The sequence below is a fragment of the Flavobacterium rakeshii genome, assembly GCF_009741375.1.
Lineage (GTDB): Bacteria > Bacteroidota > Bacteroidia > Flavobacteriales > Flavobacteriaceae > Flavobacterium > Flavobacterium rakeshii.
In genome coordinates this window covers 182,993-200,968 of the sequence record NZ_WOWP01000063.1, presented here as the reverse complement: position 1 = coordinate 200,968, position 17,976 = coordinate 182,993, and the positions used below count along the sequence as shown (strand labels likewise).

Below are 17,976 nucleotides of genomic sequence, written 5' to 3'. Positions count from 1 at the left end.
AAACAATAACAATGGGAATTAGTACCTATGAGGTGATGTATATCCAGGCATTGGACAATTACCCTTATAATGTGGAAGAATGTATAGAAAAGCTGCAATATGTAATAGCCGGAGATGATGAGCACGCGGGTGCACATTGCCTTATGGGGCGTATTTATGAAGAGCAGCTTAAAGATTTTAAACAGGCCGAATATTATTACAGGATGACATTATATCTCGATAGAGACTATACTCCTGTTTACAGCCAGTTTGCAGGTCTTTTAATAAACCTTAAACGATTTAAAGAGGCAGAGACCATTATTGATATCGGGATGAAAGTGCCGGGTATAGATGAGGCCTCATTAATTTACCTTAAAGGTTTACTCTATGAAAAATATGACATGTATGCTACGGCTATACAGTATTATACTGATGCTAAGAAAATATGTCTCAATAACTATTTCATGGATGATATGGACGGACACATTAAAAGGGTTAAAGACAAAAAAGACCTCGAGAAGAAGTCTGTTAAAAATAAATCAGACAAAAAGAAGGAGAAGAAAAAGAAATCTGAAAAAAGCTCCTGATGCAAAAAAGACGGCCTTGTGCCGTCTTTTGTTATTTATAAATCATTGTGATTAGTTGCGTCCGTTTTCATCAGGATACAGTAAATGCACTGGTTCGCTTTGCCAGTATTCTTTGGTGTTAGCATCCATTATGGTTAAAGGACCTTTAAAAGCTGCTCCGGTATCCACGTTCCAAACATTGGCTTTGTTTATGGGGGTGGTTTCACCTATTCGAGTAACGGGAGTGTGTCCAATAAATATTTCCCTGTACAGCGTAAAACGTTTTGGGTAATAAGGATCGTCTTTCGGCATGGTTTCATCCAGTGCTAAAGCCGTTTCCCAAAGGGTTCTTTCCCAGTAAAACATCTTACTGAAGTATTCGTTTTGCACACCGTTAAGGTTGGTAAACCCGGCATGTACAAACAATCGGTTATCGTTATCCAGATAATAGTTTTGCAGACTTTCCATAAAGTCGATATGCTGCTCCTTTTGGCTATTAGTAACCTTGAGGTAAGACTGAGTTGTCACCCTGCCGCCATGCATAAACCATTGTTCAGTATGGCTGCCTGTTTTAAGCCAGTCTGTAAGTAGGTCATCGTGATTACCACGCATAAATATGCATTGGTACTCCTGTTTAAGTTTTATTAAGAAATCAATAACCTCGGGAGACTGTCCCCATCCGTCTACATAATCCCCTAAAAAAATAAGGAGGTCATTTCGGGTTACGGCTGCCCTTTCCAGTATTTGCTGCAGTGCTTTAAAAGCACCATGTATATCGCCAATTACAAGTGTTCTGCTCATTTTACAAGTTTACAAAAAAATACAGGACAGGAAATACTAAAAAAAATGTAAAGTAAAAGAGGTGTTTTTAATTACTTAAAAATGTATTTTTATCGCTCAAACCAATTTAAAATCACCTTAATGAAAAAAAATCTTACCTTATTTTTAGCAGCATCGCTGGGATGTTTTGCACAAAATTCTGTAGAAGGCTTTGAAGGCGAGACCTTTCCTCCTGAGGGTTGGGCTGTATATGATAATGGTATTGGCCAAATAAAGTCATGGGAACAAAGCGTAACAGAAAATCTTTTTACACCTGCTTATGAAGGGGAACATGCCGCCTTTTTAGATCGCGAAAATGTTTTAGACACCGATGGTTTACCACAAGACTGGCTTGTTATGCCTTTAATCACAGTTACGGGAGAAAGACCTGCTATCCACTTCTATTCCAGATTGTCTATTAATGGTGATGATGGCTCAATTTTAAGATTAATGATGAGTACAGATTCTGATTCGTCTGATTTAGGGGTTTATACCGTTGTTATGGAATGGACTGAGTACGAGATAAACCCAGAGCAAATGTATTATAATGAATTATATGTTCCTATTCCTCTTGATTTTGTTGGTGAGCAGGTCTATTTTGCTTTTGTAATGGAGGCAGATAATGGAGACAGATGGTTAATAGATAATGTCTCTTTTGTAGAAGACTATTGTCCGCAACCGTATGATCTTAATGCCACCGTAACAGTGCCGGGTTCAATTAATTTAAGTTGGACTGATGACGAAGCATCTGCATGGGAAGTAGAATTTCTTATGTCAGGCGAAGCTCCTACGGGCACCGGTTTTGAGGTGAACGAAACTAATTATACTGTAACAGAACTTACAACAGGAGATTATAAATTTTATGTAAGAGCTTTGTGTTCAGAAACCAGTAAAAGTTTATGGTCCGGACCATATACTATTACACTTCATAATGGTATATATGGCGTGGTAAGTTATGATAGTGATAGTGATGAAGTATGTGATACACTGTATGAAGGTGCGCAGGTTACACTTACAATTAATGGTGGTACTCAGGTTACAAGTGTTACAGATAGTTCCGGATATTATCTTTTCTATCCGCTACTTTTTACAGAAGCTGATATATCTATAAGCGTGGAAGCTCCTGAAGGGTTTGAAGATATTGAATCAATTAATATGCCTGTTAATTTTAATACTCAGCCACAAGTAAGTGTTGACGTTTGTTTTGTTGAGTTGATTGACCAATTAGGTTACAATGAGTTTGAAGATTTTAATAATATTATTTTATATCCTAACCCCGTTACTAACAGGCTTTATTTTAAAATGCCGAGTAATGAACAGTTAACAACTGTGCAGGTATTTAATATAAACGGTAAACTTTGCATTGAAGAGAATAATCCACTGGATAATGTAGATGTGAGCAAACTCCAGCCCGGTTTTTATTTTATTAAAATGAGTACCGCAACAGGGACAAAAAATATGAAGTTCGTTAAACAATAAAAAAAGAGCAGGTTTACAGCCTGCTCTTTTTGTATAACTACAATTAATTCAATAAATTAAAATTTTTAGGATTTAGTAAAATGTAAGCAAATACTTATTTTCATATTGTATAAAAATGTAATTTTGGATTAAAACCAATTTAACCGCTTATGAAAAAGAAATTACTTACATTGTTTTTAGCAATGTCAATGGGCTGTTTTGCCCAGCAGTATGTGGAAGGATTTGAACAAAATACTTTCCCTCCAGAAGGATGGGCTACTTATGATAATGGAATTGGCAATAACTTTTACTGGAAACACGGTGACCAAATAATGAATGGAATACCTGCTTATGGAGGTTATCATTCTGCTTATGTTAACTTGTATGCCCCAGAGTCAGGTGTAGCGCAAGACTGGCTCGTTACTCCGGTTGTTAATATTGTTTCGGGCACATCATTACAGTTTAAATCAATGTATCTCGATTTTGGTCCGCAGGGAGGGTCTTGTTCTGTAAGAGTATGTCCGGCTGATTTAGATCCTTCTTTACTATCTAACTATATGCTACTTCAGACAATAGAACCTTCTGCTGAAGTTTTTACCGGTGTTCAGGTTAATTTTCCTGAAAATATGGTAGGTCAGGATTTTTATATTGCTTTTGTTGCAGAAATAAATTCGGGAGAAGATGGTAACACTTGGATAATAGACAATGTATTGATTGCAGATAATTGCACACCACCTGAAAACATAACAGTTGCTGAGGTTACTGATACATCGGCAACAGTAACCTGGACTGGAAATGACGAAACACAATGGGAAATAGAAATCTTGCCTGCAGATGCTCAACCTACAGGAAGTGGTGTAGTGACTAATGAAAGTACATTTGTTATTGATGATATTTCGCTTGGAGCATATAAGTTTTATTTAAGATCTGTATGTTCTGAAGGTGTATATAGCTCATGGGTTGGTCCTTATTATTTTGACAACCTAAACGGTTTTGAAGGGGTTATAACTTACGATAGTGATGGTGATGAATTATGCGATGCGCCTATTATGGGGGCAGAAGTTGTTGTAACTATTGGAGACGAACAAATATCTGTTTACACAGATGGTAACGGGCATTATAATGTAGGGCAACTTGCCTATGATTCAGCAAATGTATCTATACAGGTAAATGCTCCTGAAGGGTTTGAAGTGATGCCTTTGTATGAAGAAAATATTGACTTTAGTAGTGATAATGTTACGGTAGGTTTTTGTTATGGTATGCCTATCGCTGTTACTGATTTAGCTGTCGTTCTTGTTCCTACATTGCAGGCTCAACCTGGCTTTAACAGCAATTATATTTTATCAATAAAAAATAACGGAACAGTAGGTGTGTCTTCGGCAACAGTTACTGTAACATTTGATGATGAAAGGTTGAGTTTTGAAAGCTCTCCTGTCGATTATACGCTTACAGATAATGTTTTAAGTTTTAATCTTACCGATTTATCTCCGCTTTCAATTCAAAATATCCCTGTTTCTTTTTATGTGTTACCTCCGCCGGATAATGAGGCAGACGATGAACTTGTTTTTACATCTGAAATTACAGTAGCAGAAACAGAAAATACTCCGGAAGATAATACAACGGTATTAAATCAGATAATAGTTAACTCTTTTGATCCGAATGATATTGCAGCACATGAAGGAGATGAAATTACAATAGATCAGGCAGAAGGTTATCTACATTATACTATTCGTTTTCAAAATACCGGAACAGCTCCTGCTGTAAATGTAAGACTGGAAAATGTACTTGACGATAATTTTGACTGGAGCACTTTTGAACCATTAACATCGAGCCATGATTATATTGTAACCAGAGAGGGAAACACACTGGAATTTCGTTTTGACGGTATTTATCTTGCCGATAGTACATCAAACGAGCCAGGAAGTCATGGTTATATAACTTATAGGGTTAAACCAAACAGTTCGGTAGTCTTAGGAGATATGTTTGATAGTACTGCCGATATTTATTTTGACTTTAATCCGGCTATTGTAACTAATACCGCTAATACCGAAATAGTAGAATTTTTAGATGTTAATCAGTATACTGCCAATAATTTAGTTTTATACCCTAATCCGGTTAGTGACAGGCTTTATTTTGGTTCACAAAACGGAGAGGAACTAACATCGATACAGGTATATGATGTAAACGGAAAACTTTGCATGGAGCAAAATAATCCGCAGGGAGATATAAATGTACAAACCCTTCAGCCGGGCTTATACTTTGTAAAGCTCAGTACTCAGGCTAAAGTACAAAACATGAAATTTATTAAGAAGTAATAATAAAAAGGCAGGTTTTAAACCTGCCTTTTTTATTTATGAGTATTTCATTTTTCGTAATACGCGCATGGCTTCTTTAAAGGAAACATATACCGATGGGTCTTCATAAGCCTTTAGTAGCGGTTTAGCGTCTACCAGTCTGTCTTTAGCATCTTCAAATCCGTTTAGATAGCAAATCATAAAAGTGGAAGGGAGGTTATTCATATCCCTTTTTTCCCTTTCTGATAGTGATATGCCTTTTTCCAGTTTTGCCAAAAGGGAGAGATTGGAATTGTAAATATGATACATCATTTTACGATTGTACTGTGGCGGATCGAATATCAGGTTAGAATCAATCTTGTAGTATCCATTATCATGAAAACGAATGGTTACTTCTTCCAGCGGATAATAACTGGTTTTGTCATTAAGTCCAAGTGATACGTATTCGGTAATGGAAAAAGTATCATCGGTATGGTCAATGCTCACTTCATCTAGAGCAGAATAGAACAGCTTTACCTGTTCGTTTATCAGTTCTATATCCACTCTGGAATAATAGGTTTTGCCTCTAACCACTTTTTTATTTCCTGCCCAGCACACTATAAACAGTTCTTTGAACACTTTATAGCCCGATGTCATATCCTTATGGCGGGTGTTGAGAAAATCGAGTACACCTTCTAACGTATGGGCAATACTGTTGCGGGAATTGTTCTCTATATCAATAACCGTAGATGTATTTTGATAGTTTAATGAAGGGACTTCCTCTACCGGAATGGAATTACTGCCCAGTCGCATAAAAACCGTACCCATAGGTATGGTGTAAATATTCTTTTTAAAGTAAGAAATCTTGTTGTTGGGGCGTATGGTTACCAGTCCCACCACTTTTTCTTTTGAGAGTTGTGGGAAAGGTACATTTTCATACTGAATGCGGGGTGGGTTTTCCAAAAAGGCATTCACTAAATTTTGAATGCGGCTGTCATCATAAAAATCAGTCCCTGTTATTTCGTTATCATGGTCTTCCACACCCACAACAATATAAGAGTTGTTAGATGGGTTGGAGTTAGATAATGCGCATATGTGTTTAACAAACTTGGCTTTCCCTTCTTTCGTATGAAGATTAAGCTGACGCTTCTTGTCATAAAAACTGCTCTCATCGTTGTGAGCCAGCAGGTTTTTTATGAGAAGTCGTTTGTTAATCATTGTTTTTGAGGTTACTTGTTCCTTGTTTCTGGTTTACACTTTTTTGTTTAAAATAGTTGCGCTTGCCTGTGCAGTTGGCAGTACCAACAGGTCGGCTATATTAACATGGTATGGTCTTGTTACTACAAAGGTGATAATATCGGCAATGTCTTCGGCTTTTAACGGAGAGTACCCCTTGTATACGTTTTCGGCGCGTTCTGTATCTCCTTTAAAACGTACTTCAGAGAATTCTGTTGCAACAAGCCCCGGGTTTATTGCTCCCACTCGAATACCATATTGGTTTAAATCCATTCGCATACCCTGATTAATAGCATCAACGGCATGTTTTGAAGCGCAGTACACGTTACCGTTAGGGTAAACCTCTTTCCCTGCTATAGAGCCAATGTTTATAATATGTCCGCTGCGACGTTCCACCATGCCCGGTATAACCTCATTAGAAACATACAGTAGCCCTTTCACGTTAATATCCAGCATGGCATCCCAGTCGTCTACATCTCCGTTTTCAATAGGGTCTAGGCCATGGGCATTACCGGCATTGTTTATCAGTATGTCTATGTTTTTCATATCATCCGGGATTGACTGTATTGCCTCGGCAACAGCCTCTTTATCCCTAACGTCAAAATTAAGTGTGTGTACTTGTGTTAATCCGGAAAACTCATCCTGAAGCTCGGCCAGGCGTTCTTCACGCCTTCCGCATAAAATAAGCCTGAAATGATTTTTTGCGAAGTAGGTTGCCGTGGCTCTGCCTATACCGCTGGTAGCTCCCGTTATTAATGCTGTTTTCATAGTGGTAAGTAGTTAATGTTATGCTATTCTTGTTTAGTTTCTGTATTATTTATTAAGGTACTTTATTTCCTATGCTTTCTGTCCAAATGGCAAACCAGTCTTCCAGCTCCAGTTGTACATCTATGGCTTTCATCTGGTTTTTAAGCCTGTCAGGGTTAGTAGAACCTGACACTGGTATAATCCCCGCCGGATGCCTTAATATCCACGACAGTAAAATCACATCGGCAGTTACCTCATATTTGGCAACCAGTTCCAACAGTAGTTTTTTAAGGCGTTGGGTTTGCTCGGTATCTTCTTTAAAAATGCAGCCTATAGGGCTCCATGCCATAGGTTTTATATTGTTAAGTGTCATATAGTCCAGAGAGCCGTCCAGCATAGGCTCGATATGCGTTGCCGAAAACTCTATCTGGTTGCAAAACACTTCAGTTCTCGATTTGATAAGCTCGGTTTGGGAATTGGTAAAATTAGAAACCCCGAAGAAACGTATTTTTCCCTCGGCTTTCAGCTTTTCGGCTGCTTCTGCAATTTCATCGGCATCCATAAGCGGACTCGGCCTGTGCAGCAACAGTATATCAAGATAATCGGTTTCCATGTTTTTAAGTGAACCTTCGGCCGATTTGATAATATAATCTTTAGAATAATCGTAATGCTTTACTTTATTGTTGCGTGTACCTATAGTGTGCTGAATACCGCATTTAGAGATGATTTGTACATCTTCCCTTTTTACCCCGCTATGGGTAAAGGCTTTTCCAAATTCACCTTCGGTAGTATAACCGCCATAAATATCGGCATGGTCAAAAGTGGTGATTCCGTACTCAATGCATTTGTGAATCATTTCTGACATTTCGGCAGTACTGAACTTCCTGCTCCACTCACCCCAGTTCATAGCACCGGCTATAATGGGAGATATCTTAATATCCATATATTTTTAATAAGATTTTTATTGTGATAAATTTACGTTTTTATATACTTAAACTGCGGTGTGTTCGTTTTAATTGCTGCAATTTTTATCGATTTTACAGTTCTTTTGGCTTAAAATTATAAAAACAATGAACCGATTTGTTATAACTTGGATGTTTTGATGTAGCATTAACACTACGTTAACAACAAAAACGCAATTTCGGCAATGAATTTGTAATGTAAAAAAAGCTTATTAACTTCACACTTCTAAACTCTATATACTATGGAAGAAAATACTGCCGCTTTAGACATAAGGGCAATTAATGAGAAAATAGAAAGAGAAAGTGCTTTTGTAGACCTGCTTGTTATGGAAATGAACAAGGTTATTGTGGGACAAAAGTATATGATAGAACGTCTTTTAATAGGACTTCTGGGTCAGGGTCACATCTTGCTTGAAGGTGTACCGGGACTGGCAAAAACCTTAGCTATTAATACCCTTTCGCAGGCGGTACACGGAAGCTTTAGCCGTATACAGTTTACGCCCGATTTACTTCCTGCCGATGTAGTGGGTACCATGATTTATAACATAAAAGAAAACGAATTCAGTATTAAGAAGGGACCTATTTTTGCCAACTTCGTCCTTGCCGATGAGATTAACAGGGCTCCTGCAAAAGTGCAGTCGGCATTACTTGAGGCGATGCAGGAAAAACAGGTTACCATTGGGGAAACCACTTTTAAACTGGAAAAACCGTTCCTGGTAATGGCAACCCAAAACCCGGTAGAGCAGGAAGGTACCTATCCGTTACCGGAAGCGCAGGTTGACCGTTTTATGCTGAAAGCCGTTATTGACTATCCTAAAATTGAAGACGAGCGTATGGTAGTACGCCAAAACCTTGCGGGTTCGTTTGATAAGGTAAACCAGGTAGTATCGCTGGAGCAGATATTAAGGGCGCAACAGGCTGTTCGTGAAGTGTATATGGACGAAAAAATCGAGAAGTATATACTTGACCTGATTTTTGCTACACGTTACCCTGAACAGTACAACTTAAGCGAACTGAAACCACTTATAAGCTTCGGTTCATCGCCAAGGGGTAGTATCAACCTTGCACTGGCATCAAAATGTTATGCCTTTATCAAGAGAAGAGGTTATGTAGTGCCTGAAGACGTAAGGGCTGTAGTACACGATGTGCTTCGTCACAGAATTGGTGTTACCTATGAGGCTGAAGCCGAAAACATAACTTCTATGGATATTATCAATAAGATAGTAAACCAGGTAGAGGTGCCATAAACCGTCATAAAGTCAAATGTCATAAAAGGATAAGCGTTGTCGCTGTGCTTTATGACTTTAAAAACGTTAGACTTTTAGACTGTAAAGATTATGGATACAAAAGAGATATTAAAAAAGGTACGTAAAATAGAGATTAAGACCCGAAGGTTGAGTGATCATATCTTCTCGGGGGAATATCATACATCCTTTAAGGGGCGTGGTATGACTTTCAGTGAGGTACGCCAGTATCAGTTTGGGGACGATGTAAGGGCTATAGACTGGAATGTTACCGCACGTTACAACGAGCCTTATATTAAGGTTTTTGAGGAAGAGCGCGAGCTTACCATGATGCTTATGGCCGATGTAAGTGGATCTGAAAGCTTTGGTACCAAAAACCAGTTCAAAAGGGAAATTGTAACCGAAATTGCTGCAACTATGGCGTTTTCGGCAACTCAAAACAACGATAAGATAGGACTTATCCTTTTTTCAGATGAAATAGAACTTTTTATTCCGCCTAAAAAAGGAAAATCACACGTACTGCGTATTATTCGTGAGCTTATAGAGTTTCAGCCAAAAAGCAAAAAAACCGATGTTTCGCAGGCGCTTAAATTCCTGTCGGGCGTACTGAAGAAAAAAGCCATTGTTTTCCTTATATCCGATTTTATGTCGGACGACTATGAACACAATCTGAAAATAGCAGCCAAAAGACACGATATTACCGGTGTAAGAGTATACGACCAACGTGAGGAAAAAATACCAAACCTTGGCCTTGTAAACATGACCGATGCCGAAACCGGACAGACCATGCTGGTTAATACCGGCTCAAAACAGGTAAGGCTGGAGTATGAAAAATACTATCAGGGTAAGGTAAAGTACTTTAATGAAACCTTTAGCCGATGTGGTGCCGGGTCGTTAAGTACCCGTGTAGACGAGTCGTATGTTACTAAGCTGTTGGGCTATTTTAAATCACGATAGTTTGGGTTAATAATCATGATAAAGATGACCAAAACAAAATTATTTTCGTTTTTGCTGATGCTGCTTGCGGTTAATGCGTTTGCACAGCAAAAGCAGGTGGAAACTAGTATCGACTCCACTAAAATCAAAATAGGGTCGCAATTTCACCTTACTTTAAAAACTACTGTAGATACGGCAGCTAACGTAGGTTTTCCTGAAGGGAAAAACTTCGGGCAGCTGGAGGTGCTGGAATCCTATCCTACAGATACGATAAAGAAGGGTGCGCTGTATGAGCTTATTAAAAAATACGGACTTACACAGTTTGATTCAGGGCGCTATGTAATACCAAGTCTTCCGGTTATTATTAATAATGAGCCATATCAAACCGATTCGCTTAGTATAGAGGTAGCCAATGTAAAGGTAGATACGCTGAAACAAAAAATGTATGACATTAAGGATATAGCCACAGCCGAATCTAAAATGAGCTGGTGGTGGCTGTATGTACTGTTAGGGCTGGCAGCACTTGGTGCAGCCGGTTATTTTGTTTACAGATATCTTAAAAACAGGAAGGTCACTCCAAAAGAGGCACCTGTTGTATTTGCAAGCCCTATAGAAAAAGCTACCGTTAAGCTTAAGGATTTAGAGAAGAAAGATCTTTTACAGCGTGGTGCCATAAAAGATTACTACAGTGAACTTACCGATATTGCCCGTACTTACATTGAAGAAGCGATACACGTGCCTGCAATGGAAAGTACCACCAGTGAACTTATAGAGGCAATGCGTACTGCGGTATTGCGTAAACGTATGGCACTTACAAGAGAAACTTTTGAAGAACTTGAAAAAGTACTCCGCACGGCAGATATGGTAAAATTTGCCAAGTCTAAACCGCTTGATTTTGAAGTGGCAGAAGACCGTATGAAAATAGAAAAAACCATCGTGGTTATTGATAAATCTATTCCGGAAGAGAAGGAGGAAGATGAAGAGCATACACTGGCATGGCTTGAAAAACAACGCCAAAAAGAGGCTAAAAGGAAAAAGAATATCGTTATTGGCAGTTCAATAGGGGTAGTGGTACTTCTTATTGCAGGTTTTTTAGTGTTTAAAGGAGTTGGTTTTATTAAAGATAACTTCTCGCCTACAAACCAGTTGCTAAAAGCCGAATGGGTAAAAAGCCAGTATGGTAACCCGGGGGTTAATATAGAAACACCTAAAGTGCTTAAAAGGGTAGATGTAGAGAAAACCCTGCCTAAAGAAGCTATTGCTGTTGTGAAAGAGATGCAAATGTTTACTTACGGTATGATGTTTAGTAATTTTTATGTTGCGGTTTCTACACTTAGCTATAGGAAACCTACTGATGTAAAACTGGATATGCTTTTTGACGACATGTCCAAGCAATGGGAAGGCTTAAAAGCAAAAGACATATTGGTAAAACAGGAAAGTTTTACCACGCCAGACGGAGCCGAAGGCTTAAGGGCTTATGGTAGTATGACGATGCCAAACCCGTTAAGTGATGGTGGTGTGAAATACGACTATGAGATACTGTATTTTAAACAGGCAAACGGTATACAACAGGTAGTAATGATGTATCCGGCAACGGATGAGGATGCACCTAAAATTGTGGACAGGATTAAAAACTCAGTCGAATTCAGAAAACAAAACTAAGATGAAAGATGTCACTTTTTTACATCCCGGTTTCTTTTGGCTGTTTACATTACTGCCACTGGCTATTGGATGGTATATATGGAAAAGAAAACAGCAAACGGCTACGCTTAAAATAAGTTCGGTAAACGGATTTAAAGTGAAGCCTTCACTGCTGGCAAGGTTAAAACCAATGCTGTTTGTGTTTAGGGTACTGGCTTTAAGTGCTATGATTGTAGCAATGGCAAGACCACGAAGTGTAGATGTGGACAGTAAAACAAAAACTACCCGCGGTATTGATATCGTTATGGCGATAGACGTTTCGGGGAGTATGCTGGCAAAAGATTTAAAGCCCAACAGGCTTGAGGCACTTAAAACCGTTGCCGAGAAGTTTGTTGACGAAAGGGCTAACGACCGTATTGGACTAGTGGTTTACGCCGGGGAGAGCTACACCAAAACCCCTGTTACCAGTGATAAAGAAATGGTAAAGGCAGCTATAGAATCGGTTAAGTATGACGACAGGGTACTGGAAGACGGTACCGGTATAGGCGTAGGGCTAGCCACAGCGATTAACAGGTTAAAGGAAAGTAAGGCGAAAAGCCGTATCATAATATTACTTACCGATGGTGTGAACAATGCCGGGTTTATTGACCCGAGGATGGCTGCCGATATTGCTAAGGAATACGGAATAAAGGTATATACCATTGGGCTTGGTACTAACGGCAATGCAGAAATGCCTATTGCAAGGAGACCAAACGGAGAATGGGTATATAAAACCATGAAAGTAGAGCTTGATGAGGCATTAATGAAAGAGATTGCCGAGAAGACAGACGGACAGTATTTCAGGGCAAACTCAAACAGCAAGCTGGAAGCAATTTATGACGAGATCAATAAGCTTGAAAAAACCGAAATAAAAGAGCTTAAGTATTATAATTATACCGAAAAGTACAGACCATACCTGTGGTTTGCTTTCGGGTTGCTACTTATTGAGATCATTGTAAGAAAAACGGTTTACAGAAGTTTTATTTAATTATGTACGAATTAGACGAGTCAAAATATTTGTATTTGTTTGGGGTGCTGCCGGTTTTGGTACTGCTGTTCCTTTTTAACTTATACTGGAAAAGAAAAAAACAACGTGAGTTTGGCGATACCGATTTGGTTAAACGGCTAACTCCTGAAAAATCGGTGTTTAAACCCGTGCTTAAGTTTGTAGTACTTATGCTGGCACTTTCGGGTATTATATTGGCATTGGTAAACCCTAAAATAGGGACGAAAACCGAAACTGTAAAACGAGAAGGTATTGATATTGTTTTTGCAATTGACGTATCCAAAAGTATGCTTGCCGAAGATATTGCACCAAACAGGCTGGAAAAAGCCAAACAGATAGTGTCACAAATCATCAATCAGTTGGGAACCGACAGGATTGGTATAATAGGATATGCTGGAGGTGCTTACCCGGTACTACCTATTACATCTGATTACAGTGTGGCAAAAATGTACCTCCAAAACATGAATACCGATATGGTTTCATCCCAGGGAACAGCCCTTAGTCAGGCTATAGAATTGGCCACCACTTATTATGATGATCCGCAAACCAGTAAACTGCTGGTACTTATAAGTGACGGTGAAGATCATGGGGAAGGATCGATGGAAGCTGCCGAAGCCGCTAAGGAAAAAGGAATAAAAATTATCACTATAGGTGTGGGTACCGAAAAAGGAGGAACCATTCCGCTAAAACGTAACGGGGTGACCGAGAGTTACAAGCGAGATAAGGATGGAGAGGTAGTGATTACTAAATTATATCCTGATGCGCTTAAAACTATTGCCGAACGTTCTAACGGTGGTTATATTTATGGCGGAAATACCAGGGACGTAACAGAATATGTAAAGAAAGCACTGGATAATATTGAGAAAACCGAATTTGAGTCGAAAGAAATTGCTACTTACGATTCACAGTACCAGTGGTTTTTAGGGGCAGCATTTTTACTGCTGTTTATAGATGTTTTCCTTTTAGACAGGAAAACGGCATGGATAAGGAAGTTAAACCTTTTTAACGAAAAAGAATAAATGAAAGGATTAGTAACATATAGTTTGCTTTTATGCTCGCTTGTGGCTTTCTCTCAGGAAAAGGAGAAGGACAAAAAAGACGAATACCTTTCAAAAGGAAATAAGGAATTCTCTAAAAAGGAATATGTAGAGGCTGAGGCAGATTACAGGATTTCGCAGTCTAAAAATCCTACCAACCCGCAGTCAATGTATAATCTTGGTAATGCTATTTACAGGCAGGGTAAACCCAGTGAAGCCATGTATGCTTATTTTGATGCCATAGAGAAGGCTGAAACCAAGAAAGACAAGCACAGGGCTTATCATAATCTGGGTAATATGTTCATGGAGCAAAAGGATTACCAAACGGCTGTAGAGGCCTATCGTAATGCTTTGCGAAATGATCCTTATGATGAGGAAACGCGTTATAATTTTGCTTTAGCGAAGGAAATGCTGAAAAACAATCCGCCGCAAAATCAAAACCAGAACGAGGATAAGAACGACGAAAATAAGGATCAGAATAAAGATCAAAACGACAAGAATCAGGATAAAAACCAGTCGGGAAATAATAAGGACGACAAGAACAAAAAACCTGAGGATAAAGGTAACGACCCTAAAAAGGATAAGGGAGACGACCAGAAGGATAAAGGCGGTAAGGAAGATAAGGACAAGCAGGACGATAAAGGTCAAAACAAACCGGGCGACGGTCAGCAGGGAGATCAGGATCAGAAACCGCAACAGGCTAGTCCTTCAAAACAACGAATGGAAAACCTGCTTGATGCCATGAACAACGAGGAGAAAAAAGTTCAGGACAAGATAAACGCCGAAAAAGTAAAAGGCGTACCAAGAAACAGGGAAGAAAAAGACTGGTAACAGTTTAAAAAGATTGGATACTTATTTGAAAAATGTATATTGTTCAGATTAAGGAATTGAAAACGATGAAAAGATACATCTTACTAATACTATTGTTATTTGCGCAGGGTATATTTGCCCAGGACGTTGAGTTTAAAGCCGAGCCCAGCCGAACCAAACTGGGGGTAAACGAGCGCCTTAGGATAAGTTTTACCATGAACAAGGACGGAGATAACCTTGTACCCCCATCCTTTGATGGATTCAGGGCGCAGGGGCCTATGCAAAGTATAAGAAACTCATGGGTAAACGGTAAGCATACGTACACCAAAAGCTACGATTATACTCTTATACCTACTTCAAAGGGTACTTTTACCATAGGATCGGCTAGTATTGAGATAGAGGGTAAAATATATAAAACAGATCCGGTTACTATTACCATAGGGGATGCGGTTAAGATTTTAGATCCGTTTGAAGCGGCTAAGCAAAGTGCTGCCGAGGGTATTCACCTTGTGGCTGAGGTAAGCAACAGTAGCCCATACATTAACGAACCGGTTAGCGTGGTGTATAAACTATACGTTAGCCAAAATAGTAGTGTAACCAATTTCTATGAAACCGAAAATCCTAAATTCAACGATTTTTGGAGTCAGACAGATCGTACCGATCCGCAAAACCTTAAGATAGAAAAAGGAATGTATAACGGGGAAATGTATCGTTATGTGGTATTACAAAAAACAGTGCTATATCCGCAAAAAAGCGGTAAGCTGGAAATAGAGCCTTTATTGCTTAATGTAACCTTGCAGGTACCTACAGAGCGTAACCGTTTTGGCTTTGTGAGTTATTCTAACGAGGACAAGGTAGTATCTTCAGGTAGTAAATACATCAATGTAAAAGCCTTGCCGGATGAAGGCAGGCCGGACGATTTTACAGGGGCTGTAGGTAGTTTTGATTTTAAAGTAACACCTTCCAAAACGAATTTAGAAACGGGAGAATCATTACAGCTTGATGTAACTGTTAGCGGGAAAGGTAACCTTAAGCTGTTCACACTGCCTAAACCGGTAGTACCATCGGCTCTTGACATGTTTGATCCTGAGCATAAGGAAAACGTATCGGTGCCATTAACGGGTATGACGGGTAAAATATCCGATGTTTATACCATAGTACCGCAAAACAGGGGTAAATACCCTATTAAGCCGCTTTCGTTCTCATATTTTGATCCAAAGGCCGGTAAGTATAAAACCATAACTTCTCAGGATATTATGATTGAAGCTACAGGAGATGCCGTGGCTTCAAATACACCATCCGACAGTACTTCTGTTCAAAAACAATCGGTACAGTCGTCACAGCAGTTTAGGTTTGTAGATCTGGATACCAAACTGGTGGCTATGGACAGAGAAGATTTCTTCGGTTCGGGACTGTTTTACTCGTTACTTTTTGTTCCGTTCCTGTTAATACCGGTAATTGTACTGGCAAGGAAGAAAAAAGAGGCATATGATAGTGATGTGGTAGGTAACAAAATAAGACAGAACAACAAACTGGCTAAAAAATACCTTTCGGCAGCCAAAAAAGAGCTGGGTAATAAAGAGGCATTTTATGTAGCGCTTGAAAAAGCCCTTCATAATTTCCTTAAAGCCAAGCTGCGCATTGAGACTTCCGAAATGAGTAAACAAAATATAGAGGAACTGTTGCTTAACCGAAAAGCAGATGCACAAACGGTAACCGATTTCATTAAGATAATGGATAGTTGTGAGTTTGCCCGTTATGCACCGTCATCGGGTACGGCAATGCAACAGGATTATGAAAGTGCGGTAACGGTAATAACCGCTTTAGAGAAACAGGTGTAACGTGTTTTTTGAATCAGGCAAAGTAGAGATACAATGAAAAATTTAGCATATATACTATTGTTTTTTACGCAGTTAATGGCTGCGCAGTCGGTATTTGATAAAGGTAACGAACAGTACAGAGAAGGCAATTATCAGGCAGCCGTACAAAATTATGAGAGCATCCTTAAGGAAGGTAAGGAGTCGGCCGAAGTATACTTTAATCTGGGTAATGCCTATTATAAACTTAATGAGGTAGCTCCGGCTATTTACAATTATGAGAAAGCCCTGCTGTTAAAACCTAATGATAAGGATGTAAAAATAAACCTTGGGTATGCCCATAAAATGGTTATTGACGATATTAAGGAAGTGCCAAAGGTGGGCTTTACCAAATTGTTTTACGGTATGGTGGGTACTTATCATTATGATACCTGGGCATGGATAGCAGTAGCTTTTGCCTTTGGGGTATTACTGTTTTTTATAGGATATTACTTTGTGGGTTCTACAGCACTAAAGAGAGTGTTTTTTGCCGGGATATTCGTTTCGTTGCTAATTATAGTTATCAGTATAATATCGGCTGTTTTTGTAAAAACACAGGAGTCTAAAATGCGTCCTGCCATAGTGTTTAGTGAAGTAGCATCGGTTAAAAGCGAACCGCTAACAAACGCTCCGGATGCCTTTATCCTTCATGAAGGCTCTAAAGTAAACGTTGTTGAGGTACTGGGTAAATGGAAAAAAATCGAACTTGCAGACGAGACCACAGGCTGGATTAGCGATGCTGATATTAAAGAGCTGAAAAACTAAATAGTCTGTTCTTCACTAAATACTTCCGGTTTTTCTTCCGGTAGTTGCTGTTCTTTAAAGTCGGTAAACCATTCTTCCAGAATAGGGAAAATGGTGTTTGATATTTCCAGCATCGGGTAAAAAAAGATGGATTCCTTCAGGGTTTCTTCCTTAGCCAGTAGGTTATTGCTGTTCAGTTTCAGGAAAAAATTAAGGGATACACTTAGTATCAAAACCATTTTAAGGAAGCCAAACACCCCGCCTAAAATTCGGTTAAGCAGTCCCAGGCTGGCAAAATCGGCCAGTTTGGTAAAAAACTTGGCAAGAAGTATTATTCCCACCACTACACCTATAAAAGTGATTAAAAATGCGGTTATGGATATATAGCGCGGTTCCCATTCCACATACTTGCTAAGCACATCTGCGAGGAAGCCCGAAAATTTCAGGGCGATAAAAATTCCGGCAATTAGCGAAACCAGTGAGGCCAGTTCTACAAATAAGCCTCTCCACAGTCCTTTTATAAGTCCGTAAAGCAGTAATCCGCCCAATATAATATCAATAACACTCATTGAAAACAAAGTTAGCAGACTTTGGTAATAATCCAAATACAACTGTTACTTATA

The 17,976-nt window shown here is 39.1% G+C and carries 16 protein-coding genes; 11 read left to right on the top strand and 5 right to left on the bottom strand.

What is annotated here, in order from left to right; translation table 11 throughout:
- Positions 1 to 11: 11 nt before the first annotated feature.
- Entirely contained in the window at positions 12 to 566 is a 555-nt protein-coding gene (locus GN157_RS17730) for a tetratricopeptide repeat protein (protein WP_157484803.1), read from the top strand.
- 51 nt (positions 567 to 617) lie between these two features.
- Here the strand turns inward: GN157_RS17730 and GN157_RS17725 are convergent, their stop codons facing one another.
- A complete protein-coding gene (locus GN157_RS17725; protein ID WP_157484802.1) occupies positions 618 to 1,346 on the bottom strand; it encodes a metallophosphoesterase family protein in 729 nt (242 codons plus the stop codon).
- A 120-nt stretch (positions 1,347 to 1,466) separates the two neighbouring features.
- Between GN157_RS17725 and GN157_RS17720 the strand changes: the two genes are divergently transcribed.
- Positions 1,467 to 2,843 (top strand): T9SS-dependent choice-of-anchor J family protein, encoded by a 1,377-nt coding sequence (locus tag GN157_RS17720; RefSeq protein WP_197429486.1) that lies wholly within the window; start codon positions 1,467 to 1,469, stop codon positions 2,841 to 2,843.
- A 149-nt stretch (positions 2,844 to 2,992) separates the two neighbouring features.
- The gene (locus tag GN157_RS17715; RefSeq protein ID WP_157484800.1) at positions 2,993 to 5,137 is read left to right on the top strand and encodes a T9SS-dependent choice-of-anchor J family protein; all 2,145 of its coding nucleotides are present in this window, start codon (positions 2,993 to 2,995) and stop codon (positions 5,135 to 5,137) included.
- 36 nt (positions 5,138 to 5,173) lie between these two features.
- Here the strand turns inward: GN157_RS17715 and GN157_RS17710 are convergent, their stop codons facing one another.
- Genes GN157_RS17710 through GN157_RS17700 form a run of 3 tightly spaced genes read right to left on the bottom strand, consistent with a single transcriptional unit; the run spans position 5,174 to position 8,021 of the window.
- Positions 5,174 to 6,313: an ATP-binding protein gene (locus GN157_RS17710; RefSeq protein WP_157484799.1), complete on the bottom strand. Its 1,140-nt coding sequence runs from the start codon at positions 6,311 to 6,313 to the stop codon at positions 5,174 to 5,176.
- Between the two features lie 33 nt (positions 6,314 to 6,346).
- The gene (locus GN157_RS17705) at positions 6,347 to 7,099 is read right to left on the bottom strand and encodes an SDR family NAD(P)-dependent oxidoreductase (RefSeq protein WP_157484798.1); all 753 of its coding nucleotides are present in this window, start codon (positions 7,097 to 7,099) and stop codon (positions 6,347 to 6,349) included.
- Between the two features lie 52 nt (positions 7,100 to 7,151).
- Positions 7,152 to 8,021 (bottom strand): aldo/keto reductase, encoded by an 870-nt coding sequence (locus GN157_RS17700; protein ID WP_157484797.1) that lies wholly within the window; start codon positions 8,019 to 8,021, stop codon positions 7,152 to 7,154.
- Between the two features lie 261 nt (positions 8,022 to 8,282).
- On the opposite strand from GN157_RS17700, the gene GN157_RS17695 reads away from it, so the two are divergent.
- The 8 genes from GN157_RS17695 to GN157_RS17660 all read left to right on the top strand — a co-directional run bounded on the left by GN157_RS17695 (position 8,283) and on the right by GN157_RS17660 (position 17,374).
- Positions 8,283 to 9,287 carry an AAA family ATPase gene (locus GN157_RS17695; RefSeq protein WP_035133130.1) on the top strand — a complete coding sequence of 335 codons (1,005 nt, stop codon included), beginning with the start codon at positions 8,283 to 8,285 and terminating at the stop codon, positions 9,285 to 9,287.
- A 90-nt stretch (positions 9,288 to 9,377) separates the two neighbouring features.
- Complete coding sequence (locus GN157_RS17690; RefSeq protein ID WP_035133131.1) at positions 9,378 to 10,241, top strand: DUF58 domain-containing protein; 864 nt, start codon at positions 9,378 to 9,380, stop codon at positions 10,239 to 10,241.
- A 24-nt stretch (positions 10,242 to 10,265) separates the two neighbouring features.
- Positions 10,266 to 11,882, top strand: coding sequence for a BatD family protein (locus GN157_RS17685; RefSeq protein ID WP_231749162.1), 1,617 nt, complete (start codon positions 10,266 to 10,268; stop codon positions 11,880 to 11,882).
- 1 nt (position 11,883) lies between these two features.
- Complete coding sequence (locus tag GN157_RS17680) at positions 11,884 to 12,888, top strand: vWA domain-containing protein (RefSeq protein ID WP_157484796.1); 1,005 nt, start codon at positions 11,884 to 11,886, stop codon at positions 12,886 to 12,888.
- A gap of 2 nt (positions 12,889 to 12,890) precedes the next feature.
- Positions 12,891 to 13,925 carry a vWA domain-containing protein gene (locus GN157_RS17675; protein ID WP_157484795.1) on the top strand — a complete coding sequence of 345 codons (1,035 nt, stop codon included), beginning with the start codon at positions 12,891 to 12,893 and terminating at the stop codon, positions 13,923 to 13,925.
- Positions 13,926 to 14,774: a tetratricopeptide repeat protein gene (locus tag GN157_RS17670; protein WP_157484794.1), complete on the top strand. Its 849-nt coding sequence runs from the start codon at positions 13,926 to 13,928 to the stop codon at positions 14,772 to 14,774. It begins immediately after the preceding gene.
- A 65-nt stretch (positions 14,775 to 14,839) separates the two neighbouring features.
- A complete protein-coding gene (locus GN157_RS17665; RefSeq protein ID WP_157484793.1) occupies positions 14,840 to 16,594 on the top strand; it encodes a BatD family protein in 1,755 nt (584 codons plus the stop codon).
- A 33-nt stretch (positions 16,595 to 16,627) separates the two neighbouring features.
- Positions 16,628 to 17,374, top strand: coding sequence for a tetratricopeptide repeat protein (locus tag GN157_RS17660; RefSeq protein ID WP_157484792.1), 747 nt, complete (start codon positions 16,628 to 16,630; stop codon positions 17,372 to 17,374).
- Here the strand turns inward: GN157_RS17660 and GN157_RS17655 are convergent.
- The gene (locus GN157_RS17655; protein WP_157484791.1) at positions 17,371 to 17,922 is read right to left on the bottom strand and encodes a CvpA family protein; all 552 of its coding nucleotides are present in this window, start codon (positions 17,920 to 17,922) and stop codon (positions 17,371 to 17,373) included. The two genes, GN157_RS17660 and GN157_RS17655, sit on opposite strands and share 4 nt — an antisense overlap.
- Between the last annotated feature and the right edge of the window lie 54 nt (positions 17,923 to 17,976).